Here is a 25,558-nt window from a genome sequence, read left to right on the forward strand (position 1 = left end):
GGGCTCTTTCCGCACCACCTGATCTCTCGGGGTTCCTCCGTCTGTGAATTGGGAGGGTGCGTCATGGGCACTTCAGCCCGACGCGCGGACCAGCCAGTACCAATGGGAACGAATGAGGCGGCGCCGGCTCTTGAGCGCCTGCTGCAACTCGAAGCCAGGGGCGAACGCCTCCTTCACCGACGCAGGCGAGAACGACAGGCCGCTCGGACCGGAGTCCAATGCCCAGACAAGGTGGATGCCCCCCGGCTTGAGCAGCCGGGACACCTCCGCCACATAGGCCCGCTGGCCCTGCGCGTCGAAGCAGTGGAAGCACCCGACGTCGAAGGAGAAGTCGAACGGGCCGCTCAGCGCCTCCAGCCGGGTCACGTCACCCACGATGAACTCGGGCCGGAGGGTGTCCCTGGCGGCGCCCTCCCGCGCCTTGGCGATGGCGACCGGCGAGAAGTCCACCCCCGTCACCCGCAGTCCCTGCTGGGCCAGATAGCGGGAGAACCTTCCGACGCCACACCCCAGCTCCAGCGCCGTCCGGGGCGAGCCCTGCCGCGCCAGGGCCTTGAGCTCCTCCGGAATCCGGATGTCACCCCAGAACGTGATGGGAGCCCGGTAGGCGCGATCGAAATCAGCGCTCTTCATGGGTACTGTCATGTGCTGCCTCCATGCGCCCGGTGCGCGTCGCTCCCGGACATGAGGTGATCTATATAGCATGCTATGAAAGTCAAGACTCCCCCCCGTTGGGACCCCGCGGCCGCGCCGACCTTTTGGATCAACCACGCGTCCCGCCTGTTGATGCGCCACTTCGAGCAGCGCCTCCGGCCCTTGGACTTCGGGATGGCCTACCTCCCGGTCGTCGGGGAGCTGGAAGAGCACGGCGCGCTGTTGCAGAAGCAGCTCGCGGAGCTCGCCCGCGTCGAGCAACCCACGATGGCCGCGCTCCTCACGCGGATGGAGCGCGATGGCCTCATCACGCGGGAGCCGCATCCGGGGGACAAGCGCGCGATGCGGATCTCGCTCTCCGCGAAGGCGAAGGCCCGCGTACACCAGGCGAGGGAGCAACTGGGGGAGGTCGCCGACCAGGCGACCGCGGGCTTCAGTGAGCGCGAGCGCGCGACGCTCATCGCGCTGTTGCGCCGCGTGGTGAGCAACCTGGACCCCACGGCCGAGGACTGAAGAGCACCCGGGCGTGCCGGCGGTCTTGGAGCCGGGCATGCCAGGCGCCCGCTGCCGGGGAGCGGTCTCGGGGCCTACCCTCTGGAGTGCGCCCTGGGGAGGCGGCGAGCACCACGTCCAACGCCGGGCGGCTCCCTGGCCGGCAGGCGGGGCTGGTGCACGTCCAAGGCAAGGGGCGCCCGCGCGGCCCCCGCCACCGTGGGGCCATCGAGCGTCTTCCCTGGGGGTTCGCATGGAGCACCTACTCACTCGCGCGGATCAGCCTGCACCGGCGCGCGGTGCCTGGCGGGTGAAGCGGGCCTGGCCGCGGTGGCTGCGCTACACGTTGCCAGGGTCCTGGGTCGCGCTGCTCCTCGCGTGTCTGTCCTTCACCCCGTCGCTGCTGCCGCGCACCGGACCCTTCCAGGGATTCGTCAGTGGCCTCAGCGCGGCCATTGGCTATGGGCTGGGGTGCCTGGGCGCCTGGCTCTGGCGCGAGTTCGCCCCCCGCCCCGCGAGGGCACCTCGCCCGCGCGCGTGGCGGGCCTTTCTCGTGACGGGCTGCGTGGCGCTGGTGGGCTCGCTGCTCCTGGGATGGCACTGGCAGCAGCGCATCCGGGAGCTGATGGGCATGCCCCTCGCGAGCGGCGCGGGGTACCTGCTCGCGCCCTTCGTCGGGGCGGTCGTCTTCTTCCTGTTCATCGCCCTGGGGCGCGGGCTGCGGGCGGTGTACCGCGGGCTGGATGCGCGGCTGGCGAAGCACATCGGTCCTCGCGCGGCGCGTGCGACGAGTGGCCTCGCGGTGGTGGTGTTCACCGCCCTGGTGGCCAGCGGAGTGCTGTGGGACGGGCTCATCGGGATGGCGGACCGCACCCTGGAGGTGCGGGACCTGACGACGGACAAGGGAGTGGTCCCCCCGCGCACCGCGCTGCGCTCCGGGGGGCCCGGTTCGCGGGTGACGTGGGACTCGTTGGGGCGGGAGGGGCGCAACTTCGTGGGACGCGGGCCCTCCGTTGACGAGCTCTCCCGGTTCCATGGGGCGCCCGTGAAGGAGCCCATCCGCGCGTACGCCGGCTATGCGTCCGCGCCGGATGCGGAGGGCAGGGCCCGGCTCGCCGTCGATGATCTGGAGCGGGCGGGTGGCTTCGACCGCGCCTACCTGTTGGTCGTGACCACCACGGGCAGCGGCTGGGTGGTGCCGGGCGCCGTGGACGCCTTCGAGTACTTGGCCGGCGGCGATTCCGCGATCGTCGCCATGCAGTACTCACACCTGTGGTCGTGGCTCTCCGTCCTGGTCGATCAGCAGCGGGCACGGGAGTCGGGGCGCGCGCTCTTCGATGAGGTCTACGAGCGCTGGTCCAGGCTCCCCCCGGACCACCGCCCGAAGCTGCTGGTCTTCGGCGAGAGCCTGGGCTCCTACGGTGGCGAGACGGCGTTCAGCGGCGAGCGAGACCTGGCCAATCGCACCGACGGTGTGCTGTTCGTGGGGCCGCCGAACTTCAACACCCTGTATCGCGAGTTCACCGACCACCGGGACGCGGGCAGTCCGGAGGTGGAGCCCGTCTATCGCGACGGCCGCATCGTCCGCTTCAGTCGCAGGCCCGGGAAGGACATCCCCCCGGCGTCCGCTCCGTGGGGGGACTCCCGGGTGTTGTATCTGTTGCACCCCTCCGACCCCATCACCTGGTGGAGCCCCAGGCTCCTGGTGAAGCGGCCGGACTGGCTGCGCGAGCCTCGGGGCGATGACGTCCTCGGGGAGATGGTGTGGATCCCCTTCGTCACGTTCTGGCAGGTGACGGCGGATCTCCCGCTGGGGATGGAGGTCCCCGCCGGCTACGGCCACGTGTACACCGGCGAGCACGTGGACGGCTGGGCCGCGCTCCTGCGGCCCGAGGGCTGGACCGCGGACAAGACGGCGCGGTTGCGGGAGCTCCTGCTCGCAGCGGCCCGCCAGTCCGGCCAGTGATCCAGACCTGTCCACCAGGGCGTCCGCATTGTGGGTATCGTGCGCGCCATGAGACTGGTGGCGCGTTGTGGGCACGAGGTCATGCGGATGACAAGGACGGCGGGCCTGTGGGCCCGGTGGGGGAGCTGCATCTCGGGAGTGGTGTTGCTGGCGTGCGGTGCCACGCCTGGACGGGGAACGCCCGCGGCGGCGGAGGTCGCGCGGGCGCCCCGTTCCGTGGACTCGCGTGAGCACGCCGTGGAGATCCCGGCGGGCGTGTTCCGGATGGGGTCGCCTGACGATGAGGCGGAGCGGGACACGGATGAAGGTCCTCGGCTAGAGGTGTCCGTCGCGGGCTTCCGGATGGACCGGACGCCCGTCACGACAGAGGCCTTTGAAGCACGCATCGCCGAACTTCAGGCGGTCGCTCCCGCGGCCCGCTGGTGGCGCGAGGACGAGACGCCGCAAGGATGGCGAGGGAAGTGCAATCTCGGCTCGACCCGGCGCGCTCACCCCGCGAACTGCGTCAACTGGCATGCCGCCCGTGCGTACTGCCGGCTCACGGGGGGCGACCTGCCAACCGAAGCCGAGTGGGAGTACGCCGCGCGGGCCGGAACCACCGGCCCGTTCTGGTGGGGGCCCGGCTTCGATGACACGCGGGTGATCAGCTCGGTGTCATGCGCCGCGCGAGGGTGCCGGGGGGAGACGGCCCCCGTCGCGGAGACGGGAGCCCGCTGCAACGCCTGGGGGCTCTGCGATACGGCGGGCAACGTCTGGGAATGGACCCTCACCGGCTATCAGGAGCACCTGAGCGGAGACGTCAACGTCGTCCCCCCGGGAGACCCGGTGGATCCGATCCACCGGGGTGGCTCCTGGCTCAACCACGTCCCCTCGCTGTTCCGCGCCGCGCACCGTGGCCGGAACTACCCGTCTCATGGGCTGAGCGGCGTCGGGTTCCGGTGCGTGCGGCGGTAGTGCCGCACGCGCCCTGGCCGCGTCAGTGGCTGGAGGCGGGCTGGAGGATGAGCAGGTAGTGGTCCGGGAGGCTCGTGTCCTCGGAGGCGATGAAGAGGCCCGCGGCCTGGGCGGCGGCGACGAGCGGTGGACGCATGGCTCGGAGGTGCGTCACCGCGATTCGTCCGTGTGGAGCGAGCGCGGCGCGCAGCTTCATCAGGTAGGCCGCGCGGTCCGACAGGAAGTGGTCCACCTCGGAGAGCAGGATGAGGTCGTAGGCTCCCGCCTCGAGCCCCGGGTCGTCCGGTCCCACCTTCCGCACCACGACATTCTTCCGCGCGGAGACACGCATGCGGAGCTGCTGGATGACCGCGTCATCGACGTCGGTTGAAACCAGCTGTCCCTCCGGCCCGACCGCATCCGAGAGCCGCAGCGTGAAGTACCCGCGCCCCGCCCCGATGTCCGCGATGTGCTGTCCCGGTGCGATTCCCAGCGCGGCGATGACCCGGGCTGGCTGGCGGGCCTGATCAAAGGTGGGGTCTTCACCTTCGATTCCCCCGACCCCATGCATGGGCGTCGGAGTGTCCTTCTCAGTCACCTCCACCGCCGCGCGAGGGGCCTCCCTTCGCTCCTCCTTGGCGCCCTCGGAGCGACAAGCCGCGGTGCCGGCCAGCACGAGACAGACACACAATCCCATCAGCGGGCGGGGGACTGCCTGGGAGCGCATGGGCGTCATTCCAATCACCGGGACAAGCAAGGGATGGCGCCAGGAGCAAACCAGGGAATCCCTCTCCAGTCGACCGCTTCGAGCGGCCGCTCAGAAGCCCCGCTGAAGCGCGCGATCCAACCGCGCCCGGTACTCCTCGAGGGTTCCCCCCGCGAGCGTGGGGTGTTCGAGCACGAAGTTCGGCCAGTCCACGTCGCCCGCCGGTTCATACACGCCGTGGTTGAAGTACTCCGCCCAGTTGCCCTCCTGGGCGTCGAACACCTGCTGGATGACGCGCGGCTGGGGTGGGGTGTTCTCCGCGAGCAGGACCGCGTCGTAGAGGTCCTTGCCCTGGGCCCACATGTCATGCGCGATCCAGATGAGCTTCCACGCGAGCGATTCCTCCGGTGTGGCGACCTGGACCTTCACGTCGTCCACGTCGTGCAGAAGGGGCGCCTCGAACAGCCGCTCGTTGAACACGACGTCCACCTGGACCGAGTCGCGAACGCGCCCCTCCCAGGTCCACGGGAAGGTGAGTCGCCGGCCCTCGGCGCGCTCATACGTCCAGATGCCGTCGACCGGGATGGTCGCTGGATCCAGGTCGATGCCCTCGAGCCGCAGTGCGTCCGTGACGGCCCGGGTCAGCTCCGCCATGAGCTGGCGCCCCTCGCTCGACTCCGGGCCCACGGTCTCGGGCGTGACGACGAGGTCGATGTCCTTCGCGGGCCGGGCGCGCTCGCCGTACCAGAGCGCCAGGACCACGCTGCCGCGCGCGACGACCTGAGCTCCCACGGGCGCGCGGCCGATTCCCGCGAGGCACCGCCGGAGCAGCCGCGCGCGAGCCTCACGGAAGCGGGCGGCCTCCGCCGCGTCCTCGAAGCGGGGAGGGCCCTTGATGTACCCGGAGTCGTGATGCTTCAGCGCCGGGTCGAACACATCCGGACGGTTGTCGTCGTGCTCGTAGCCCGCGGGGTGCTGGCGCCTCAGCGGAACGGGCTTCGTGGGGTCGCTCATCGGGATGTCTCCTCCAGCCAGCCCTCATCGAGGGCGATGTTGTCGTCGAAGAGCACGCGCTCGCGCTCCACCTTCGTCACCGGGAGCCTCGCGTCCACCAGCGCCATCATCAGCGCGTCGAAGGCCTCGCTCATGGTCGCATCGTCCGTGGGGCCGAAGCGCTGGGTGAGGAAGCGCTCCTGAAGCCCGTCGGGAGACACCTTGTAGGCGTTGCGGGACAGGTGGGCTCCCCGCGAAGCCGCGATGCGCTCCAGGGACTCCAGGTCGTGTGTGGCCACCCGGACGTGGTGCTCCAGGTACGCCGGCGCATGCTCCGGGAGCCGCGTGTTGTTCCAGGTCGCCTCGACCTTGATTCGTCGCGGCCGTGCGCCATGGAGGAGCAGGGTCTCGGAGGCAAGCGCCCGTGCGCGCTGAAGCGCCTCCTCCACCGACGCGCTTCCATGCAGCGTCAACATCACCTGCCGTGGCGCGACCCCGCGCCCGAGCTCGATGCACAGCGCCTTCACGCCATGGCGCGCGGCCCAGGCCCGGAGTTCAGGCTCCGTGCCGAGCGGTAGGGCGAGGGTGAGGTGGGTCTCCAGGAGCATGAGGGCGAGGGCTTTCGGGACTGGAGCCAGGACGGGGCGGAACGGAGGCCCTGACGGCAGCCAATCTATCCAGGCGGGGGGCCTCGTGGGTGGCGCCACGGGGGCGCCGCGCCCAGGCCGCGGCCCCACCCTACCGGGCGAAGAAGGACGCCTGCTGGAAGCGCAGTCCGGCCAGGATCTGCTCCACCCGTGCGTCGGACAGCGACCCGATGCGCTCACCCAGGCGGGTCTTGTCGACCGAGGAGATCTGCGACACGACCACCACGCTCTGTCTGGGGAGGTCTCCCTCGCCGACCTCGAGCAGGACATTGCCCGGCTCGCTCGCCCGGTGCAGGTTCGACGTCAACGCGCACACGACCACGGTCGTGATTCGCGAGTGGTTGAAGACGTCCTCCTGGACGACCACATGAGGATGCGAGTAGCTGGGGGCGGGGCCTCGTGAATCATCGGGGCCCAGCCAGAACACGTCTCCGCGGTGGATCCGCACGGGCCCTGCCTCCGCCGATTCGACTGGGGTCGTCTTCATGGCTTGTTCGCGACGAGGGTTCGGAGATGCCGCATGGGACTGAAGAAGAAGGGCAAGTACTGGTACGGAACCGACACCCAGGATGTCCAGGCCGAAGTGGTCCGGTTCAGCCAGCTCAACGGCTATCCCGCCACGCGATTCTCCTCGCCCGTCTGTCCGTGTGGGAGCCTGACGTTCAAGCTCGAAAGCGACGAAGAGGTGGGCGCCGCGAGGCGTGTCTGCGCGACCTGCGGCGCGGTCCACCTGATGGGAGACAGCGCTCAGTACGCGGACGAGGCGGAGTTCGAACACCACGTCTGCGTCTGCCGGGAAGAGGTGTTCCAGCTCCTGTCGTCGGTGGCCCTCTACGCGGAAAGCAGTGACGTCCGCTGGTACTACATCGGATGCATGTGCATGGGCTGCCAGCTCGTAGGGGTCTTCGCCCACTGGAAGTGCGAGGCCGGTGACGCGGAGGCCTTCCTCTCCGCGACCTGACCTCGCCGGGCCTCAGGCCTTGAAGGTCATCAGCGGGCGCAGCCTCGCCACCTCCCGGACGATGTCCGCCTCCACCTGCGCGGCCACCACCGAGCCGATGGGCTTGTAGGCAGCGGGGGCTTCCTCGATGCGGCGCTCGGCCCGCAGCGCGATGCAGTCCACCCCGGTCAGCCCCAGGGCCTCCTCGCGGTGCTCCGCGCCACCTCGCGCCATGGAGAAGCGCGAGTGGGCCCGGCCCGCCCCATGCGAGGCCGAGGACAGCGCCCGCGCATTGCCCAGGCCGCTCATCAGGTAGGACGTGGCCCCCATCGAGCCGGGGATGATGACCGGCTGGTCGGCCTCCGCAGGACACGCTCCCTTGCGCGCCAGCCACCCGTCTTCCCAGGGCAGGGTGATGTTGTGGGGCACGTCGTAGACGAGCGGCGCCTCGACGTCCCCGAACAGCTCGCGCAGGGTCTGCCGCAAGAGCTCCGCGAGGAGCAGCCGGTTGAGGAAGGCGTAGTTGGCCGCCGTGGCTTCGGCCCGCAGGTACTCGCGGACGCGGTCCGGATCCGCGAGCGGGAAGATGCCGCTCGGGGGGTAGGGCACTCCCACGGGCCACGCGGCCCGCGCCCGCTCCTGCCACGTGCGCCCCACATGCTTGCCCATGTCCCGCGAGCCAGAGTGCACCATGAACGCCAGCTGGCCCTCGCGCACGCCCCACTCCCAGGCCCGTGCACGGTCCACCACGGCCTCCACCTGCTGCACCTCGACGAAGTGGTTGCCTCCGCCAATGGTGGCCAGGCCGGGGTCGCGCACCACGCCCTCCCGGCGCAGCCCGGTGGGCGCCCAGGCCGGGTCTCCTTCGAGCGCACCGCCGAGGTGGACGCGCGCGGACTCGCGCCCCAACTGGCCCAGGTCGGCCCGGGCCGACATGCCCAGCGGCTGGGCCTCCGTCTCCAGGAGCCACCCGGGCAGTCCGTCGCGCAGCAGCGCCTCCAGCGCGCGCGAGCCCTGGGCGACGTCTCGCGTGCCGAAGAAGTAGTGCCCCTTCATCCGCTCCACGAAAGCGTCGCGGCGGGCGAGGAAGGCGTCCACGAAGATGTCCGCGACGTGCAGGCGCATGCCGCAGTTGATGTCCGTCCCCACGGCGCCGGGGACCACCAGCCCTTCGGTGTGGACCACCGAGCCGATGGCCACCCCGGAGTCGCCCGGATGGAAGTCCGGCGTCGCGCGCACCTGTCTGACGCGCCCTCCGGCGGGATGATGGAGCGCGGCGAGCGCCGCGAGCTGCTGGAGCGCCTTGCCCTCCACCGGCAGGTCCGGTGGCAGGAGGACCTCGGCGGGGGGCGCATGGGGATCGGCTTGGAGGCGGACCGTGTAGACACGGCCGTCGTAGGTGACATCCAGCCCCTCACGGGCAAGCGCCCGCAGGAGCCGATTCATTTTCGGCTGCATGACCTTCTCGGAATCTGACCCGGCGGACTGCCCGGGGGACGTGAGCGATGAGATTCGGGACCTCGGGTCAGCAGCCGCGGTCGGGACGCCGGAGCATCCGCGCCCCCTGGACGGCCCGGCCCACGGGACCTGACAGCCCCGGGCAGAGGGAGGCGTGCTCCGTCCGGGCGGGCCTTGACCCGCCGGGGGATGTCGACCAAGCAGGACGCCATGAACCAGGGATCCTGTCTTTGCGGAGCCGTTCGCTTCGAGGTCGCCGGCGCCTTGCCTCCGCCCAATGCCTGCCATTGCTCACAGTGCCGCAAGCAGTCCGGTCACTTCTGGGCGTCCACGGATGTCCCCCGCGACGCCGTGACGATCCACGGCGCGGAGAAGCTCACCTGGTTCCGCTCTTCCGAAAAGGTGCGCAGGGGCTTCTGCTCCGTCTGCGGCTCGTTCCTCTTCTGGGATCCGCTCCCGAAGGACACCCTCGCCATCGCCATGGGGGCGTTCGATTCGCCCACCGGCGCCCGGCTGGCGATGCACATCTTCGTGGCCGACAAGGGCGACTACTACGAGCTGGGGGACGGCCTGCCCCAGAACGCGCACTGACGCACGGCGCGTCGCGGTCAACGCCGTGCGCGACAGGGGCTGTCAGTCGGTGAAGGTGGGCGGGGTGGTCTCGGTCAGCGCGGGGACCGGCTTGTCGCCGGACATCGCCAGGAGGCCCTTGAGGCAGCGGACGGCGAGGAGCCAGTTCTTCGGGCGCTTCATGTCGAGGCCTCCGACGAGCTGTTTGAGGATGCTGAGCGTGTCGAAGTAGACGCGCTCGCAGACCAGCGTCTCGGACTCGTCGAAGATGAAGTACGCGGACATCCGCGCCCGGAACTTGTTGCCCGTGGGGGGAATCTGGCCCAGCGGCCCCAGGTGGGTGCCCATCAGCCAGAACTCGACGATGACCGCATCGTCGCTGTGCCGCAGGGCGATGATTTCATGGTGCTGGTCGGGGAACGCGACGCGGGTCTCCCGGTAGTAGTCGCGCACCGCGCGGTCCCCGTCGTGCACCGTCAGGGTGGGGATCAGCTCGTAGTGCGGGTGCGGGAAGGTCGACAGGACGTCGTCCCAGTTCTGCTTCACCTCGTCGTGGAAGTGGTTCAACACCAGCTTCTGTCTGGCCTTGCGGACCTGGTCTGTGAGCACGCGTGCCTCGCTTCGGGGGAATGTCAGGGCGCGTCGGTCAGCGCAGGACGGGGCGCCCCTCCCGGATCGCGTCCCGCAGGGCGTCCGCGTCGATTTCACCGTCCTCGATGAACTCAGGCCGGAGCGCGGTGGAGGCGTCGCTCGCGGTGGAGGCATCGAACATGTAGTGCGGGGCGTCGTCTTCGTCAGGGTCCAGCGGGTTGCCGTCCTCGTCGCGGCCCGTGGACCACTCGGGGAAGTCTTCACCGGGACCTCGGAGCATCTTGCCCTTGGCGGGGCCGGAGAGGTCAATCGAGCCCCGTCCGCTGATTTCAAGCCAGGTTCCGGCGGAGACAGGGCCCCTGACCACGAGGACGCCTGCGTCACCCAGGTTGGTGACCATCAGCCGCGAGACCGTCAATCCGCCGCCAATGACGACCTGGCCATCCCACATGGACTCGAAGTCCTCGCAGGTGACGGAGCCCGTGACCAGGAGGACGCCATAGAAGTCGCCCTGGGTGGCGCTGAGGGGCCCGCGCACGGTGAGGTTGCCGTCGATGACGTACACCGTGGCGTCATCGTCGTCCTCCGCGCCGAAGCCAATCGGGCCGTCGATCACGACGTCTCCCGTGGACACGAAGTAGTGGCTCGGCTCCTCCGGGAAGTTCTCCTCCGGGTCGATCAGCCCTTGGCTGCGCTCCTCGATGACATAGGTCTGGCGGGCCTTCTTCGCGCTGACCTTCTTCCACTTGATGGCCTTGTGCTCACAGAACACGTTGCTTGCTCCTGATGGGGGTCTTCCCCTGATTTAGAGCGACACCTCTCCAGGGAGAAGCCATTTCGTCGGCGTGGCGCCCGCGCAGGTCGGCTCGCGCTCAGGGCCGCACGACGTCCTGGATGAACCGGCTGAGCGCCTCCGCCATCTTCCGGTGCGTGGCGGCGGACGGATGCCAGTCCTCGCCAACGCCGTCGACGCCTGGGACCTGTACGGCCATGACGTGCCGGTAGACCCGGGCATCCCCCTTGTGTTGTCGCTCCGCGACCAGCTCGGTGATCCATTGGCCGACATGCGCCGAAGTCACCACACCCTCCCGGGAGGCTTGTTTGTAGCCGTCCGTCATGCTGCCAAGCGTGCAGACGATGTGCGCCTCGGGGTGCAGCGTCCGCAGACGCTCGAGGAAGGCCCGATAGGCCGCCTTGAAGGCCGCCTCATCGGGCAGGAACGCGTCCGTGCCACTTCCCGCGAGGACGTCGTTGGTGCCCGCGTTGATGACAATCACCGCGGGGGGATCGCGCGAGAAGTCCCAGGAGGCGGGCAGGTCTGGCACCGCGCGTTCATAGAGCTCGGGGAGCAACCCGGACGTCGACAGGTCCAGGTTCCGGTAGACCCCATGGCCCGAATAGCAGACGAAGGTGGGCTCCGCTCCCAGGTGCATGGCCGTGAGCCAGGCGTAGCTGCGTCTGGGATTCTCGTGCTTCGACGTGAAGGTGGGCGCCCTCCAGGACTTTGACTCAGGGATGAACGCCACGTCGGTGCCATAGCCACACGTGATGGAGTCCCCGACGAACTCCATCCGGAGCTTCGAGCGACCGGGCGGCTCACGGGGCTCCCCATGGATCTCGAGCGCCACGAGCGTGCTGGAGCCCACCGAGGACTCGGTGCGCTTGATGAGCTCCACCGTGTGAAGTCCGACCGGAAGGCCGCTGGCGAGCGGGTAGGTGGACTGGCTGCTTCGCACCGCGAGCCGCTGTGGAGGCGCCCCGTCAATCGCCACGTCGAAGTAGTTGGTCCCCACCTCGCCGCCCTGGCCCGCGTCGTCGAGCCGCATCCGCACGGCGTCCCCCCAGAAGCGCGCGCGAATCGTCACCCCGGGGTGGGAGAAGGTGACGCCGGTGCCGGAGCGCCACGTCCGTCCGATGTACTGCACGCGCGCGTCCGCGGCGGGGAGGTTCACCCACGTCTGTGTTCCCACCGTGGGGGCCCCGGAGCCGGGGTCCCCCGCCGGTGGCCGAGGAGGAGCACTGCATGCCGCCAGGGATACACCGAGGCCGAGGCTGGCGAACCGGAGTCTTCGTCCCAGGCAGGAGGGGGTTCCGGGCGCGGCGTGCATGCTCATCCTCATGGCGCGGGAGACTATCGCTTCCGTCTCTCGGGCACGCTCCCTGACGGGCTCTTCACCTCAGCGCGCGAGTCCCAGCACGAACCCTGGCGACGACCCGGGCATCACCGGCCCATCGCCAAAGTCCGTGTCTCCCCAGAAGTACCCCACGACCCTGCTCACGCCCTGCTTGCCGATGCTGACGTCGGAGACCCAGATGCCGGTGGAGGGGAATCCTCGCGCCCACCGGAGTCGTCCATTCGAACTCTCGAAGCTGGCGGCGAAGAGGCTCCAAGGGGACGCGCTCGGCGGCACCGGTGGGAGCGGGACTCCGACGATCGAGTCTCCGTCCACGTACTCACCGACCACCACCACCTCACCCTTCGGGGACATGTCGATGGAGCGCCCGTCGGTCGCGAAGCCCCACCCCCAGGACTCCGCGCCTGAAGTCGAGTAGGTCGCGACGAAGGCATCCCGCCCGTCCGAGGGCGTCACGGTCTTTCCCGCGAAGGAGAAGGGCTCGCGGAAGAAGCCAGTCAGCGCCACCCGGTTGCCATGCATGGCCAGACGCCTCACGTTGCCCAGGGGGCCCAGGACTCGTCGGCTCCAGACCCGGGTGCCTCTGGGCGTGAATCGCATGAGGAAGAAGTCGCCGTAGTAGCTGCCATCTCCGTTGAAGGCGGTGGTGAATGTTCCTCCCAGGTACACGGTTCCGTCGTCATCCACCGCCAGCCCGGTGGCCTCGCTGCCCTTCACGTCGGGAAAGATGTGGCTCCAGCGGGGCGTGCCATCGGCGGAATACTGGGCGATGAAGGCCGTATCCAGCGCCGACGCGAGCGGGCCCTGCCCGAAGTCCACGACGCCGTTGTAGACGCCCGAGATCGTGATGTCTCCGGAGCGGCTGGCGACAATCTGATAGGGCTGGAAGAAGCCCTGGCCGGCGATGGGGCGGACCCAGCGGAAGCCACCGGATGGATCCAACCCGACGATGAAACGCGCGGCGGAGATGGGGCCTCCGCCAAAGTCGATGGCTCCCTGGAATGACTTCTCCACCACCAGGGCGAGGTTCCTCTTCCTGTCGATCGCCGGGCCAATCAATGACGAGGCGCTGCCCGCGAAGGCCCGAGCCCATTTGAAGGCGCCATGGGGCTTGTATCCCACCAGCGCGAAGCCGCCGCCGCCCCCCGGCACGGAGACGGGCCCCCCTCCGAAGTCGACGGTTCCGGCGAAGGAGGCCAGGAGGACCCGGTTGCCGTCCCGGTCATGTGTGATGGAGGTCGGGAAGGCCTGGAGCTGCCGCAGCTCCACGCTCGCCCCGGGCGGTGTGTGGCCATGGCCCCGGGCGTCCTCCGTGGACTCCTCCTCCACCGCTTCCTGGAGCTGCATCTCCACCTGCGTCGCGCTGGGCGGCTCGTCGGTGCCCGGAGGCACTCCACCGCACCCCCATCCCAACAGCGCGATACAGCAGAAGACCTCAAGGCCGAATCCGCGATGTGCCATGACCTTCTCCTTTGGGTGAGCGCTCAAACAGACAGCGTTTGGAGATGTCTGGCAATGGGCCCCGGGTGGCAATGATTCGTCGTGAGGAGAGGGATTCGAGCCAGGGCGTGCGCATGACGCGGTGAGCGAAACGGGCGCGGGTCCTGGCTCCCACCACGGAAGTTGTTGGACATCCGCTGGCGCTCGTACTGAGGAGGGACCTCATGCGCACCTGCCCGCATCCGTTCGCCTCCCTTGTCCTTCTCATCACGCTCAGCGCCGCCGCGCAGCCGCCCACGTCCCCGCTGGGGCCCGTGTCGCCCACCACCGGTCTGGTGCTGCGGGACGACGCGGTGCGCGCGCTCATCCAGGAGAGCTCCGGCGACCGCATCCATGACGGCGTGCAGCGGCTCGCATTGATCGCGCGGGACACCCAGTCCGGCTACACCGAAGCCGCCGCGTGGACGAAGACCGCCGCGGAGGCCGCCGGACTCCAGGACGTGCGCCTGGAGCCCATGAAGGACGGTCCCCAGTGGCGCGCCACCCGCGGCGAGCTGTGGGTGGCCGGCGCCCACCGGTACCGCGTGACGTCGTACGCCGACCTGCCCATGTCCCTGGCGGCGGGCAGCGGAGCCTTCGAGGGCGCGGACGTGGAGCTGGTCGACGTGGGCACGGGCACCCAGGAGGCGGAGTACGCGGGCAAGGACCTGAAGGGGAAGGTGGCTCTCACCCGGGGCCCCCCCGTCGCCGCCCTGCGCAACGCCGTGGTGAAGCGCGGCGCGGTGGGGGTGGTGTCGTCCTACTCGACGCCGCCCTGGAACCTGTCACACCGCATGGACGGCGACTTTCCGGATCAGGTGGGCTGGGGCCTCGTCCCACGGTCGCTGTCGACGCCGGGCGTGCCAGCGCCCTTCCTGTTCATGATCTCCGACCGGCAGGGGCGCGAGCTGCTCGCCCAGCTTCGGGCGGGCCCGGTGAAGGTGGACGTGAGCATCGCCACGCAGACCGACACGGGACACCTGAGCATCGTCAGCGGCGTCATTCCTGGCACCCGCGCCGGGGAGGAGCTCGTCCTCACTGCCCACCTGGACCACTACAAGCCCGGGGCGGATGACAACGCCTCGGGGTCGGCCACCCTGTTGGAGCTGGTGCGCACCTACACCACGCTCATCCGCCGGGGCGTGCTCCCGCCGCCGGTGCGCACCCTGCGCGTGCTCTGGCTGCCGGAGTTCGAGGGCACCCGCGAATGGTTCTCCCTCCACGGTGAGGAGCCGGTGCGGCGGGTGGCCCAGTTCAACTTCGACATGCTCGGCGCGAGCCTGACCCGCGCCCACTCGCGCTTCCAGGTGTCCTACACCCCGGACTGGAACGGCAGCTTCGTGAACGCCGTCTCCGAATCCACGCTGGCCTTCATGAACCGCTTCAACAGCGTGGTGTATCCGCCGCGGAAGGACTTCCGCATCGGCTCGGTCACCGGGTCACAGGACCCCATGGACGCGCACATGGAGCGCTACGGCCGCGGCTCGGATCACCAGCTCTTCAACGACCACGGCATCCCCGGCGTGGCCTTCTCCACCTGGCCCGACGATGGCTACCACACCAGCGGCGACCGGCCGGAGAACGTGGACCCCACCCAACTGCACCGCGCCGCCTTCGCGGGTCTGGCCTCCATTACCGTCGCCGCCTGGGCGGAAGGCGCGGGCGCCCTGGAGCTGGCACGTCTGGTGGCGCTGCACGGCGTGCGGCGCGTGGCGGAGGACGAGTTCAGGGCCCGCCGCGATCTGACCTCGGTCCCGGTGGCGGAGCTGCCGGAGACCTACCGGCTCACCCGCGCCGCGGTGCGCATCGCCTATCAGCGCGAGCGCGAGGCCCTGCGCTCCTGTCTGTCCCTGGGCGCGCCCGCCGCCCCCGTGCAGGCCATGGCCAAGGCACTGGAGAGCGCGGAGGCGCAGGCACTGGGACGCCTGGAGGTGGACGGCAAGGCTCGCGGCGCATCCCTGCGAGAGGCTTCTCCCAGCGCGGCCGAACGCCAGGCCCGGACCTTCGTCCCGCGCCGCGTGAAGGGCCAGGAGCTTGCTTCGTTCGACGAGCTGGCGCGCAAGGCGGCCCCCGAGCAGCAGCCCCGGGTGGCCGCCGTGCAGGCCGCCATCACCGCCGCGGAGACGGCCCTGCGGGAGCGTGGGGAGGGGGAGCTGCGCTTCTACCAACTGCCGGATGCCCTCGCGAGCTACGCCGACGGCAAGCGCTCCGTGGCGGACATCCGCGACGCGGCCTATGCCGAGTACGGCCATGTCTTTCCTGTGGATGCACTCGTGGAGCTCTTTGGATTGTTGGAGCAGGGCGGCGTCATGACGCGGATTCGCTGAGAGAAGGTGAATTCATGTCTGGGATGGAAAGGGAGACGTTAGGGTCCGCCGGCTGGGTATTCCCTCCCGGCATTCCACTTCGTTGAGGTTGATTGATGCGTCTCCCTGTCCTGGCGCGTGCGCTGCGCACCGCCTCCCTGTTCCTCGTGGGCTCCTGCTCGCTGCTGACCGCCTGTGGTGATTCCAGCGAGGATCCGCCGGTGCCACCGCCCCCACGGGACACCTCGCCGCGCACGCTGACGCTGCTCCAGACGAGCGACCTGCACACCAACATCTTCCCGTGGGACTACTTCACCGGAAAGCCAGACGCGAAGCGCGGCGTCGCCAAGGTGGCCACGCTCGTCAAGCAAGAGCGTGAGAAGAATCCGGACTGCACGCTGCTCGTGGACACGGGTGACACCATCCAGGGCACGCCGCTCGGCACCTACTATGCCCTCGTGGACAACGCGCCCAAGCACCCCATGGCCGCCGCCATGAATGAGCTGGGCTATGTCGCCATGGCCCTGGGCAACCATGAGTTCAACTACGGCCTGGACGTCCTCAACAAGTTCAAGAGCGAGGCGAACTTCCCCCTCCTGGGCGCCAACGTGCGCAAGCGCGCGGACGGCTCCGAGGCCTTCACGCCGTATGTGCTCACGACGGTGTGCGATGTGAAGGTCGGCATCCTCGGTCTGGTGACGCCCGGCGTGTCGACGTGGGAGCGCGCGGAGAACATCGCGGGCCTGCGGATCGATGACCCCCTGGAGACCGCGAAGGCCTACGTGCCGAAGATGAAGCAGGCCGGCGCGGACGTGGTGGTGGTGGCCATCCACAGCGGTCCGGACAAGCAGCCGGTCGGCAGCGCGAGCAGCCCCGAGTCGTGGCTCGCCGACTACGCGGACGCCACGAAGTGGACGGACCGGGGCAACCTCCCGGGTGAGAACGAGGCCGTTCAGATTGCCCAGGAGGTGGCCGGCGTGGACGTGCTCCTCACCGGCCACACCCACCAACCCATCCCGAAGATGCTGCTGAAGAACCAGGACGGCCACGAGGTACTGCTCACCCAGCCCAACCGCTGGGGCAGCCATCTGGCCGACGTCCAGCTCCGCGTCACCTGGAGCGGCGAGCGCTGGGGTGTGGACACCCACGACGCCCGGCTCCATGCGGTGGACGACAGCGTGGCGGTGGATGCCACGGTCGCGGGGCTGACCCAGGCCTACCACGACACCACGGTCACCTATGTGAACCAGAAGATTGGCACCACCACCGCGGCGTTCCCCGGCGGCTTCGCCGGGCGCTACGTGGACAGCCCCCTGGCGGACCTGCTGAACATCGTGCAGGAGGAGGCCGCGCTGGAGGCCGGTCATGCCGTGGACCTGTCCGCGACCGCCCTCTTCACCAACGATGGCGCGCTGCCGGCGGGGGACGTCACCCTTCGCGACGCCTACAGCATCTACATCTACGACAACACGCTGTATGTGATGGAGATCAACGGCTCCATCCTCCGGCGTGCGTTGGAGATGAACACGCTCTACTTCGCCACGCTCGACGCGAACAACCTGCCCGCGAAGCCCGAGGGCGCGAAGGCCACCTCGCCCGTCGTCGCGGACTACAACTGGGACCTCTACTCGCGCATCGACTACGGGTACGACCTGACGAAGCCCGCGGGCTCGCGGCTCACGCACCTGCGCTTCCAGGGCCAGGACGTCCGGGACGACCAGGTCTTCCGGATCGCCGTCAACAACTACCGCGGAGGCGGTGGCGGTGGGTACAGCATGTTCCGGGAGGGCCGTGTGCTGTGGACCTCGGCGGACGGCGTGCGTGACTACGTCGCGCGCTATCTCCAGACGCACCAGGGCCTGTCGCCGGACGCGGTGAACACCTGCAACTTCTCGCTCGCCCCCGACCTCTACACGCACTACTTCGCGTCCACGCTCGGCGCGGCGAAGTGCGTGCAGCCGGAGTAGCAGCGGGCGGACTTCCATGGGTCCGGGCGCTCGAGGTTCGTGCGCGCCCGGACCCCGGCGAAGGGTGGGGCGCTCGTGAAGCGCCGTCGCGTGACAGCGCCCCGGTTCTTCGGGGCTCAGCCGCCGCCCGCGCGGGGCGTCTCCCGCGCGGCCCGGTCGAAGGTGTCGCGGGCCCGCTGGACGTCGGGACTGTGGCGCTGGGCCCAGACCGCGAGGCCGGTCACGGGTTCGAGCAGCGTCCGCCCGAGCCGGGTGAGGTCGTAGTCGACGCGCGGTGGAGTCGTCGGGAGGACGGTGCGCCTCACCAGCCCGTCCCGCTCGAGGCTCCGCAGCGTGAGCGTCAACATGCGCTGGGAGATGCCCTCGATGGCGCGCTTCAGGTCGCTGAAGCGCAGGGTGCCGTCCCCCAGGTTGACGATCACCAGCACGCTCCACTTGTCGCCGACGCGGTTCAGGACCTCGCGCGTGGCGACGCAGTCGTCGGCGATGCGCTTGGTCATCTTTCCGTTCCCTAGTGACTTCAATGTGCCTCCTTGTCAGGCGTCGCGCGGTACGCAAGATAACCCCTCGGTCACCTTCAGTGACCAGGCACACGAAAGTAACCACCCGGAACCCCGAGGAACGCGATGAACGACGCGGCCGCTCCAATCACATCCAACGCGCAGCCATCGAAGGCCCTTCATGTCGGCCTATGGGTCGTGCAGGCGCTCCTGGCCGTCACCTTCGCCGGCACGGGGCTGTGGAAGCTCCTCACCCCCATCCCCAGGATCGCCGAGCTGATCCCCTGGGCTGGACAGGTCCCCGCGGCCTTCTTCCTCGCGACGGGCGTGATCGATCTCCTGGGCGGAGTCGGGCTCGTGCTGCCCGCGCTGACGCGCATCCAGCCAGGCCTGACCTGGCTCGCGGCGCTGGGGTGCGCGCTCCTTCAGGTGAGCGCCATCGTCTTTCACCTGTCACGCGGTGAAGCGGCGAATACGCCCTTCAACTTCTTCCTCGTGTTCCTCGCGCTCTTCGTCGTCTGGGGACGGCGCTCGAAGTGGCCCATCCCGCCGCGTGCGTGAGGCGCGGGAGTCCCTTGAAGGGCCTGTCCGCCCGCCGGGCCGGGACGCTCCATTATCAAGCACGGCTTCAAAGCCCATCCGATCCCCGGCGCCTAGTCTTGCGCGAACGAAGACCGTATCTCTCTCCACCTGACCGGAGAAACCCTCCCTTCATCCAGGAGCAGAGAGATGCAGAAGATTCAAGCTTGGGGAGCTGCCGCGGCGGGGACTCCGCTCGCGCCCATGGTCATCGAGCGGCGCGAGCCGGGCCTTCACGACGTCGTCCTCGACGTCCTGTTCTGTGGCGTCTGCCACTCCGACATCCATCAGGCGCGCGACGAGTGGTCGGGCGGCGTCTTCCCCATGGTCCCGGGGCACGAAGTCGTGGGGCGGGTCGCGCGACTTGGGAGCGGAGTCACCAAGTTCAAGGTCGGTGACATCGCGGGCGTGGGCTGCATGGTCGATTCGTGCCGGACGTGCAGCCCCTGCAAGGAGGACCTGGAGCAGTTCTGCCAGGAGGGCAATGCGCCCACCTACAACGGCACCGAGATGGACCGGAAGACCCCCACCTATGGCGGCTATTCCAGCCAGCTCGTGGTGGACGAACGTTTCGCCCTGCGCATCCCCGCGGGCATGGACCCCGCGGCCGCCGCCCCCCTGCTGTGTGCCGGCATCACCACGTACTCGCCCCTGCGCCAGAGTGGCTGCAAGCCGGGCGACCGCGTGGGAGTGGTTGGACTCGGCGGGCTGGGCCACATGGCGGTGAAGCTGGCGGCATCCATGGGGGCCCAGGTGACGGTCCTGAGCACGTCCAGCGGCAAGGAAGCCGACGCCCGCCGGCTCGGCGCCACCGACTTCGTGGTGACGAAGGACGCGGAGTCCTTCCGACGGCTGGCGGGTCAGCTGGACCTGTTGATCGACACCGTCTCCGCGCCACATGACTACAACGCCTATCTCGGGTTGCTCCGCCCTCGGGGCACGATGGCCATCGTCGGAGCGCCGGCGACCGCGTCGCCGCTCCATCCGTTCTCGCTCATCCTCGGGGGCAAGCGGCTCCTGGGCTCGATCATCGGCGGCATCGCCGAGACGCAGGAGATGCTCGACCACTGCGCCAGGCATGGCATTGCCTCGGACATCGAGGTCATCCCCATCCAGAAGATCAACGAGGCCTACGAGCGGGTGCTCAAGAGTGACGTCCGCTACCGCTTCGTCATCGACATGGCGAGCTTGAAAGGCTGACAGACCAGCCCGAATCGCTCCCGATGTTTCGGGAGCCCACTCAGGAGAAGATGCGATGAAGAAACGCATGTTGGGAAAGAGCGGCCTGGAGGTCTCGGCCCTCGGGTTCGGCTGCATGGGGATGAGCTTTGGCTACGGCCCGCCGATGGACCGGCAGCAGGGAATCTCGCTCATCCGCGCGGCTTTCGAGCAGGGCGTCACGTTCTTCGACACGGCCGAGGCGTACGGCCCGTTCACCAACGAGGAGCTCGTGGGCGATGCCGTCGCGCCCTTCCGTGCCCAGGTGGCCATCGCGACGAAGTTCGGGTTCAAGTTCGATGCGAACGGGCAGCAGGTGGGCACTGACAGCAGGCCCGAGCACATCAAGCAGGTCGCCGAGGCAGCGCTCAAGCGGCTCAAGGTGGAGGCCATCGACCTCTTCTACCAACACCGCGTGGACCCGGCCGTGCCCATCGAGGATGTCGCCGGGGCCGTGCAGGACCTCATCCGTGAGGGCAAGGTGAAGCACTTCGGCCTCTCGGAGGCGGGGGCGAAGACCCTCCGTCGCGCGCACGCGGTGCAGCCGGTCGCCGCCATCCAGAGCGAATACTCGCTGTGGACGCGAAACCCGGAGGCGGAGGTGCTGCCCACCTGCGAGGAGCTTGGGATCGGGTTCGTCCCGTTCAGTCCGCTGGGGAAGGGATTCCTGACGGGCAAGATGGATGCCCAGACCCGGTTCGACAAGGGTGACTTCCGGAACATCCTCCCGCGCTTCACGCCGGAGGCCCTTGGGGCGAATCAAGCCCTGGTCGAGTTGTTGGGCAAGGTCGCGGCGCGCAAGAAGGCGACGGCGGCGCAGGTCGCGCTCGCGTGGCTCCTCGCGCAGAAGCCGTGGATCGTCCCCATTCCGGGCACGACGAAGCTGAGTCGGCTGGAGGAGAACAACGGCGCGGCGGGCATCGACCTGTCCGCCGACGAGCTGCGCGAAATCGAGACCGCGGCTTCGAGCATCGCCGTGCATGGCGCGCGCTACCCGGAGCACCTGGAGCGCAGGACCGGTCTCTGAGGGCACGTCTCCGCGGCCCTGGCACCTCGCGGGTCACTTCACGCCGCGAAGGGCCAGCTCCCTGGCCGCCTCGATGAAGAGGCGCAGCGGCCCGGAGCGTTGCGCGCGGCTGGGGAAGTAGAGGAAGTAGCCAGGAACCGTGGGCGCGTAGGGTTCGAGCACCCGCACCAGTTGCCCGCTGTTCAGCTCCTCCATCACCCTGGGTTCGAACGCGTACGCCAGCCCCAGGCCCAGCTTCGCCATCGAGGAGCACATCAGGCCATCGTTGGTGACGACGCCGCCGCGGACCGGCACGCGCCAGGTCCTCCGCCCCCGCTCCAGCTCCCAGGCATAGAGCGTCCCGGTGGTCGGGGAGCGGAAGGTGATGCACTCGTGGTGCAGCAGGTCCTCGGGGCGCTGCGGTGTCCCGTGCCGCGCCAGGTATTCGGGCGTGCCCACCACCACGAAGCGAAACGGATCCGTGAGCCGGACCTGCACCATGTCGCGCTCGATGGTCTCGCTCAGCCGGACGCCCGCGTCAAAGCCCCCCGCGACGATGTCCACGAGGCGGTCTTCGAGCGACACCTCGACCTCCACACGTGGGTGACGCGCGCGAAAGGTCGGCAGCACCGGGTCGATGATGAAGGGCACCGCCGCCCGAGGCAGCGACAGCCGCAGCCGGCCCACGGCCTCGCCCGGTTGGGCCGAGACCTCGGTGAGGGTCGCGGTCGCCTGCGCCAGCGCCGGCCCCGCGCCTTCCACCAGCCGCCTCCCGGCGTCCGTCAGTGAAACGCTGCGCGTCGTGCGGGCGAGCAGCACCACGCGCAGGTGTTTCTCGAGCTGCCGCACGGACTGACTCACGGCGGCCGTGGAGACGCCCAGCTCGCGCGCCGCGCCGCTGAAGCTGCGCTGACGCGCCACCACGAGGAACACCTGCAGCTGGGGGAGGAGGGCCGGCTTCATCGCGATAGCTCCTGTGAGGCTTCGGGAAACCTCGCCCGACCCCGCGCGCGGACTCACCCAGGGGCCAGTCCGGCCCCGAGGGTGCCGCGCTCGATTTTCAATCATTGCTTAAGAGCCCATCCGCCTCGGGCTGTCCAGTCGGCCTGGGGTCCAGCGTGGACTTCCATGCGGGAGGTGGGCGCACGCCACTCTCAATCGCCTGTGGATTCCGCCGGGTCAGAAGCACTGGCACGGTGCCTCGCCCACCACCGCCATGACCCACCTGGCCATCCAGGAGGCGAGCGACGGCATGGTCGTCGAGTGGATGGAGAAGGTCACTGACGCGCAGTACGGCGCGCAGCCCTGAGTCCCCCCGCGAGCCGCTCCCGCGTCAGACCCGTGAGGTGCCCATGCCCGTCATGGGGTTGGCGCCTATGAGCCGGTTCGACGCCGCGTTCCCCGGCCCCGCGCGCCCTCATGCTCGCAGCCTGCGTGCGAAGAACGCGAGGATCTCATCGCGCGCCGCCAGGGTGGGCTCTCCCGCGGCGTCGATGAGGTGTGCTGTCACGACGCTGTGCGGGCTCCCGATGACCTCCGCGAAGAATGGAGGCGGGGTCGGGTTCGCCGCGGACGACGGGAGCACCCTCGGGACGAACCGGTCTCCGAGCGCGGCCGCGTAGGCCTGGAACCGCTGGGCCGTACAGAAGCGGTCCCCCTCGAACCGATAGGCGAGCACCGTCAGGTCATCGCGCTCCAGCCGCTCCCGCACCGCGGACGCCTCATCCTGCGAGAGCTGGATCGCGCCGGGGTCGTTCAGCGGCAACGACGGCTGGCAGAGGACGGGCGCGAGCATCGCGCGCTCCAGCATCAGGGTGAGCGCGAAGTTCCCCGTGAAGCACATCCCGATCGCGCCGACCCCCGGCCCCCCACACTCCTGATGCGCGAGGCTCGCGAGCGCGCGCAGCCACTGGGTCACGGGGCTCGACCCATTCGCCGCGAACGCCCGAAACTCCGCGCTCACGCAAGCGCGCTGCAGGACCGCGCGCCCCTCCCCCGCGAGTGGGTAGGCGCCGTCGCGGCCGAAGAGCGAAGGCATGTAGACCGTGAAGCCCGCGTCCCTCACCCAACGCGCGAAGCGCGCGACGTGTGGGCTGATGCCGGGCATCTCGGCCAGCACGATGACGGCGGGGCCGCTGCCGGTGACATGGACCGCCTTCTGCTGGTCCTGCAGGGTGATGTCGCGACGCTCGAAGTCATCGAGCGGATCGTCGGCCGTGGTTTCGTTCGAGAGAGTCATGCGCCGACGATGAGCGAGAACCCGGTCGGGGCCAAGTGGCAGGAATGACAACCTTCGGTCTAATATCGCCACATGGTGACGCACCTGGTTTTCGACGGAGTCGCGGATGGCCCACTGGGCGTCGGCCTGGATGTCATGAGCACCGCCGCACGTCTCCTGCGCTCGGGGCTCGTCATGGCACCCGTGCCCGAGCGGGCCTTGCGCCAGTGCGTGGTGTCGGTGGATGGCAGGCCGGTTCGCACGGGCGCTGGGCGCACGTTGCCCGTCGATGGTGCGCTGTCGGCGCGCGGGCTCCGGGAGGGAGACGTGCTGGCGCTGCCGGGGCTCGGGGCGGCCACCGAGTCCCAGGTCGCCGGGCTCCTCCAGCGGCCCGACATCTCGCGCGGAGTGGAGTTCCTCACGCGCGCGGCCAGGAAGCGCGTCGTGCTGGCGGCATCGTGCTCGGCGACGTTCGTGCTGGCGGCCTCCGGTGCTCTGGACGGTCGACAGGCAACGACCACGTGGTGGCTCAGCGGTGCCTTCGCGCGACGCTTCGCGGGGGTGACGCTGCGCGCGGACAGGATGGTCGTGGACGCGGGGAGCGTGCTCACCGCGGGCTCCGCGTTCGCGCACGCGGACCTGATGCTCGCCATCGTGGCGCGCACGGCGAGCCCAGCGCTGGCGCACCTGGTGGCGCGCTACCTGGTGCTCGACGAGCGCACCTCGCAGTCACGCTACATGGTGACGGAGCACCTTCGCAGCTCGGACCCGTCGGTCCGGGAACTGGAGGCGTTCGTGCTGGCGAACATCGAGCGGCAGGTGTCGATTCAGCAGATGGCTCGCGCCACGGCCACCTCGCCCCGCACCCTGGCGCGGAGGGTCGAGGATGCGCTCGGCACGACGCCCCATCGCTTCGCGCAACGGCTTCGGATCTCCCGCGCGGTGCACCTGCTCGAGACGACCCGCGACTCCGTGGAGAGCATCGCGGCGCGTGTGGGCTACGCGGACGCAGCGGCGTTCCGGCGCGTCTTCCGTCGTGAAACCGGAGAGGCGCCCCGAGCGAAGCGGACGGGCAGCCTCCGGTCGCGAGCCGGTGAAGTCACCCGGAGGGCCCGTGGGGACGGCGGCGGCGCGGAGCGGTCACGTTGACGGCCCTCGGGGTGAACGCGACGATGAACGCATGAAGAAGAGAGTCCTCGTGACTGGCAGTGCTGGCCACCTGGGCGAGGCGCTGATGCGTACGCTGCTTCGCCAGGGACATGACGCCATCGGTGTCGACCGGCTTCCTTCCCCGTTCACCCAGCGCGTCGGCACCCTCGTCGACCGCGCCTTCGTGCGCGACTGCATGGACGGCGTCGAGGCGGTGCTTCATGCGGCGACCCTGCACAAGCCCCATGTCGCGACGCACTCGCGCCAGGCCTTCCTCGACACCAACCTGACCGGGACGCTGAACCTGCTCGAGGAGGCGGTGGCGGCGCGCGTGGGCGCCTTCGTCTTCACCAGCACCACCAGCACCTTCGGTCGTGCGCTCGTGCCACCCGAAGGCGAGCCCGCCGCGTGGATCACCGAGGCGGTGGTGCCGGTGCCGAAGAACATCTACGGCGTCACCAAGGTCGCCGCGGAGGACCTGTGCGAGCTGACCCACCGCGACGCGGGCCTGCCATGCATCGTGCTGCGCACCTCCCGCTTCTTTCCCGAGGGGGACGACGACGCGGCGATGCGCAGCGCCTACGAGGACACCAACGCGAAGGTCAACGAGTTCCTCTATCGCCGAGTCGAGATCGAAGACGTCGTCGACGCGCACCTGCTCGCGATGACCAAGGCGCGGTCGATTGGCTTTGGCCGCTACATCATCAGCGCGACCACGCCCTTCACCCGTGACGACCTGGCGCTCCTGCGCACCGACGCGCCCGCGGTCGTGCGCCGGTACGCGCCCGAGTTCGAGGCGCTGTATCAGCAGCGCGGCTGGGCCATGTTTCCCACCATCGAGCGCGTGTACGTCAATGAGCTCGCGCGGACGCAGCTGGGATGGCGGCCCCGGTGGGACTTCCGGAGCGTGCTGCAGGAGCTGCTGCTCTCGCGGAGTCACCGCAGCGAGCTCTCGCGAATCGTCGGTTCGAAGGGGTACCACGCGGAGCCTGCGACACCTGTCTGAGCGGACCGCTCCGGGGGCATGTGGGCCCGGCGTCCGCTGGGCAGC

The 25,558-nt window shown here is 69.5% G+C and carries 25 protein-coding genes; 12 read left to right on the top strand and 13 right to left on the bottom strand.

From position 1 onward, the window contains the following. Window positions 1–72: 72 nt before the first annotated feature. Window positions 73–645: a class I SAM-dependent methyltransferase gene (locus tag FOF48_RS03980; protein ID WP_143898773.1), complete on the bottom strand. Its 573-nt coding sequence runs from the start codon at window positions 643–645 to the stop codon at window positions 73–75. Window positions 646–828: 183 nt separating this feature from the next. Between FOF48_RS03980 and FOF48_RS03985 the strand changes: the two genes are divergently transcribed. From FOF48_RS03985 to FOF48_RS03995, 3 genes are all read left to right on the top strand, one after another. Next, on the top strand, window positions 829–1,167 hold the full coding sequence (locus FOF48_RS03985) for a MarR family winged helix-turn-helix transcriptional regulator (RefSeq protein WP_255441858.1): 339 nt from the start codon (window positions 829–831) through the stop codon (window positions 1,165–1,167). 232 nt (window positions 1,168–1,399) lie between these two features. After that, window positions 1,400–3,112 (top strand): alpha/beta-hydrolase family protein, encoded by a 1,713-nt coding sequence (locus FOF48_RS03990; protein ID WP_143898775.1) that lies wholly within the window; start codon window positions 1,400–1,402, stop codon window positions 3,110–3,112. Window positions 3,113–3,199: 87 nt separating this feature from the next. After that, window positions 3,200–4,066: an SUMF1/EgtB/PvdO family nonheme iron enzyme gene (locus tag FOF48_RS03995; protein WP_161663954.1), complete on the top strand. Its 867-nt coding sequence runs from the start codon at window positions 3,200–3,202 to the stop codon at window positions 4,064–4,066. A 22-nt stretch (window positions 4,067–4,088) separates the two neighbouring features. Here the strand turns inward: FOF48_RS03995 and FOF48_RS04000 are convergent, their stop codons facing one another. From FOF48_RS04000 to FOF48_RS04015, 4 genes are all read right to left on the bottom strand, one after another. Continuing rightward, a complete protein-coding gene (locus tag FOF48_RS04000) occupies window positions 4,089–4,616 on the bottom strand; it encodes a class I SAM-dependent methyltransferase (protein ID WP_255441859.1) in 528 nt (175 codons plus the stop codon). A gap of 246 nt (window positions 4,617–4,862) precedes the next feature. Then, complete coding sequence (locus tag FOF48_RS04005) at window positions 4,863–5,765, bottom strand: nucleotidyl transferase AbiEii/AbiGii toxin family protein (protein ID WP_143898778.1); 903 nt, start codon at window positions 5,763–5,765, stop codon at window positions 4,863–4,865. After that, entirely contained in the window at window positions 5,762–6,352 is a 591-nt protein-coding gene (locus tag FOF48_RS04010) for a hypothetical protein (protein WP_143898779.1), read from the bottom strand. The genes FOF48_RS04005 and FOF48_RS04010 overlap by 4 nt, the downstream gene beginning before the upstream one ends. Before the next feature lie 130 nt (window positions 6,353–6,482). Then, window positions 6,483–6,878 carry a type II toxin-antitoxin system PemK/MazF family toxin gene (locus FOF48_RS04015; RefSeq protein ID WP_143898780.1) on the bottom strand — a complete coding sequence of 132 codons (396 nt, stop codon included), beginning with the start codon at window positions 6,876–6,878 and terminating at the stop codon, window positions 6,483–6,485. 33 nt (window positions 6,879–6,911) lie between these two features. Here FOF48_RS04015 and FOF48_RS04020 point away from each other — a divergent pair, with 33 nt between their 5' ends. Beyond that, the gene (locus FOF48_RS04020) at window positions 6,912–7,352 is read left to right on the top strand and encodes a hypothetical protein (protein ID WP_143898781.1); all 441 of its coding nucleotides are present in this window, start codon (window positions 6,912–6,914) and stop codon (window positions 7,350–7,352) included. A gap of 12 nt (window positions 7,353–7,364) precedes the next feature. On the opposite strand, the gene FOF48_RS04025 is transcribed toward FOF48_RS04020, so the two are convergent. Then, a complete protein-coding gene (locus FOF48_RS04025; RefSeq protein ID WP_255441860.1) occupies window positions 7,365–8,777 on the bottom strand; it encodes an RtcB family protein in 1,413 nt (470 codons plus the stop codon). A 222-nt stretch (window positions 8,778–8,999) separates the two neighbouring features. Between FOF48_RS04025 and FOF48_RS04030 the strand changes: the two genes are divergently transcribed. Next, window positions 9,000–9,380, top strand: coding sequence for a GFA family protein (locus tag FOF48_RS04030; protein WP_143898783.1), 381 nt, complete (start codon window positions 9,000–9,002; stop codon window positions 9,378–9,380). Between the two features lie 42 nt (window positions 9,381–9,422). Here the strand turns inward: FOF48_RS04030 and FOF48_RS04035 are convergent, their stop codons facing one another. The 4 genes from FOF48_RS04035 to FOF48_RS04050 form a co-directional block, all read right to left on the bottom strand. Next, window positions 9,423–9,968, bottom strand: coding sequence for an ester cyclase (locus tag FOF48_RS04035; RefSeq protein ID WP_143898784.1), 546 nt, complete (start codon window positions 9,966–9,968; stop codon window positions 9,423–9,425). Between the two features lie 37 nt (window positions 9,969–10,005). Beyond that, the gene (locus tag FOF48_RS04040) at window positions 10,006–10,722 is read right to left on the bottom strand and encodes a hypothetical protein (protein WP_143898785.1); all 717 of its coding nucleotides are present in this window, start codon (window positions 10,720–10,722) and stop codon (window positions 10,006–10,008) included. A 100-nt stretch (window positions 10,723–10,822) separates the two neighbouring features. Beyond that, window positions 10,823–11,902 carry an SGNH/GDSL hydrolase family protein gene (locus FOF48_RS04045; protein ID WP_255441861.1) on the bottom strand — a complete coding sequence of 360 codons (1,080 nt, stop codon included), beginning with the start codon at window positions 11,900–11,902 and terminating at the stop codon, window positions 10,823–10,825. A 225-nt stretch (window positions 11,903–12,127) separates the two neighbouring features. Next, window positions 12,128–13,546 carry a hypothetical protein gene (locus FOF48_RS04050; RefSeq protein WP_143898787.1) on the bottom strand — a complete coding sequence of 473 codons (1,419 nt, stop codon included), beginning with the start codon at window positions 13,544–13,546 and terminating at the stop codon, window positions 12,128–12,130. A gap of 203 nt (window positions 13,547–13,749) precedes the next feature. Between FOF48_RS04050 and FOF48_RS04055 the strand changes: the two genes are divergently transcribed. After that, on the top strand, window positions 13,750–15,891 hold the full coding sequence (locus FOF48_RS04055) for a M28 family peptidase (protein ID WP_143898788.1): 2,142 nt from the start codon (window positions 13,750–13,752) through the stop codon (window positions 15,889–15,891). Between the two features lie 95 nt (window positions 15,892–15,986). Next, complete coding sequence (locus FOF48_RS04060) at window positions 15,987–17,837, top strand: bifunctional UDP-sugar hydrolase/5'-nucleotidase (protein WP_143898789.1); 1,851 nt, start codon at window positions 15,987–15,989, stop codon at window positions 17,835–17,837. Between the two features lie 116 nt (window positions 17,838–17,953). On the opposite strand, the gene FOF48_RS04065 is transcribed toward FOF48_RS04060, so the two are convergent. Beyond that, window positions 17,954–18,337: a helix-turn-helix domain-containing protein gene (locus FOF48_RS04065; RefSeq protein WP_143898790.1), complete on the bottom strand. Its 384-nt coding sequence runs from the start codon at window positions 18,335–18,337 to the stop codon at window positions 17,954–17,956. Between the two features lie 198 nt (window positions 18,338–18,535). Here FOF48_RS04065 and FOF48_RS04070 point away from each other — a divergent pair, with 198 nt between their 5' ends. The 3 genes from FOF48_RS04070 (at window position 18,536) to FOF48_RS04080 (ending at window position 21,161) form a co-directional block, all read left to right on the top strand. Further along, window positions 18,536–18,898 carry a DoxX family protein gene (locus FOF48_RS04070; protein ID WP_255441863.1) on the top strand — a complete coding sequence of 121 codons (363 nt, stop codon included), beginning with the start codon at window positions 18,536–18,538 and terminating at the stop codon, window positions 18,896–18,898. A 168-nt stretch (window positions 18,899–19,066) separates the two neighbouring features. Continuing rightward, window positions 19,067–20,116 carry an NAD(P)-dependent alcohol dehydrogenase gene (locus FOF48_RS04075; protein ID WP_143898792.1) on the top strand — a complete coding sequence of 350 codons (1,050 nt, stop codon included), beginning with the start codon at window positions 19,067–19,069 and terminating at the stop codon, window positions 20,114–20,116. A 55-nt stretch (window positions 20,117–20,171) separates the two neighbouring features. Beyond that, on the top strand, window positions 20,172–21,161 hold the full coding sequence (locus FOF48_RS04080) for an aldo/keto reductase (RefSeq protein WP_143898793.1): 990 nt from the start codon (window positions 20,172–20,174) through the stop codon (window positions 21,159–21,161). A 33-nt stretch (window positions 21,162–21,194) separates the two neighbouring features. Here FOF48_RS04080 and FOF48_RS04085 read toward each other — a convergent pair whose 3' ends face one another. Both FOF48_RS04085 and FOF48_RS04095 read right to left on the bottom strand, forming a co-directional pair. After that, the gene (locus tag FOF48_RS04085; RefSeq protein ID WP_143898794.1) at window positions 21,195–22,103 is read right to left on the bottom strand and encodes a LysR family transcriptional regulator; all 909 of its coding nucleotides are present in this window, start codon (window positions 22,101–22,103) and stop codon (window positions 21,195–21,197) included. A 454-nt stretch (window positions 22,104–22,557) separates the two neighbouring features. Then, window positions 22,558–23,379, bottom strand: coding sequence for a dienelactone hydrolase family protein (locus tag FOF48_RS04095; RefSeq protein WP_143898795.1), 822 nt, complete (start codon window positions 23,377–23,379; stop codon window positions 22,558–22,560). Window positions 23,380–23,514: 135 nt separating this feature from the next. Between FOF48_RS04095 and FOF48_RS04100 the strand changes: the two genes are divergently transcribed. Next, window positions 23,515–24,507, top strand: a complete 993-nt coding sequence (locus FOF48_RS04100) for a GlxA family transcriptional regulator (RefSeq protein WP_255441864.1) — start codon at window positions 23,515–23,517, stop codon at window positions 24,505–24,507. A 31-nt stretch (window positions 24,508–24,538) separates the two neighbouring features. Then, on the top strand, window positions 24,539–25,513 hold the full coding sequence (locus FOF48_RS04105) for an NAD(P)-dependent oxidoreductase (protein ID WP_143898797.1): 975 nt from the start codon (window positions 24,539–24,541) through the stop codon (window positions 25,511–25,513). Window positions 25,514–25,558: the final 45 nt, after the last annotated feature.

This window comes from Corallococcus sp. Z5C101001 (assembly GCF_007352635.1).
Lineage (GTDB): Bacteria > Myxococcota > Myxococcia > Myxococcales > Myxococcaceae > Corallococcus > Corallococcus silvisoli.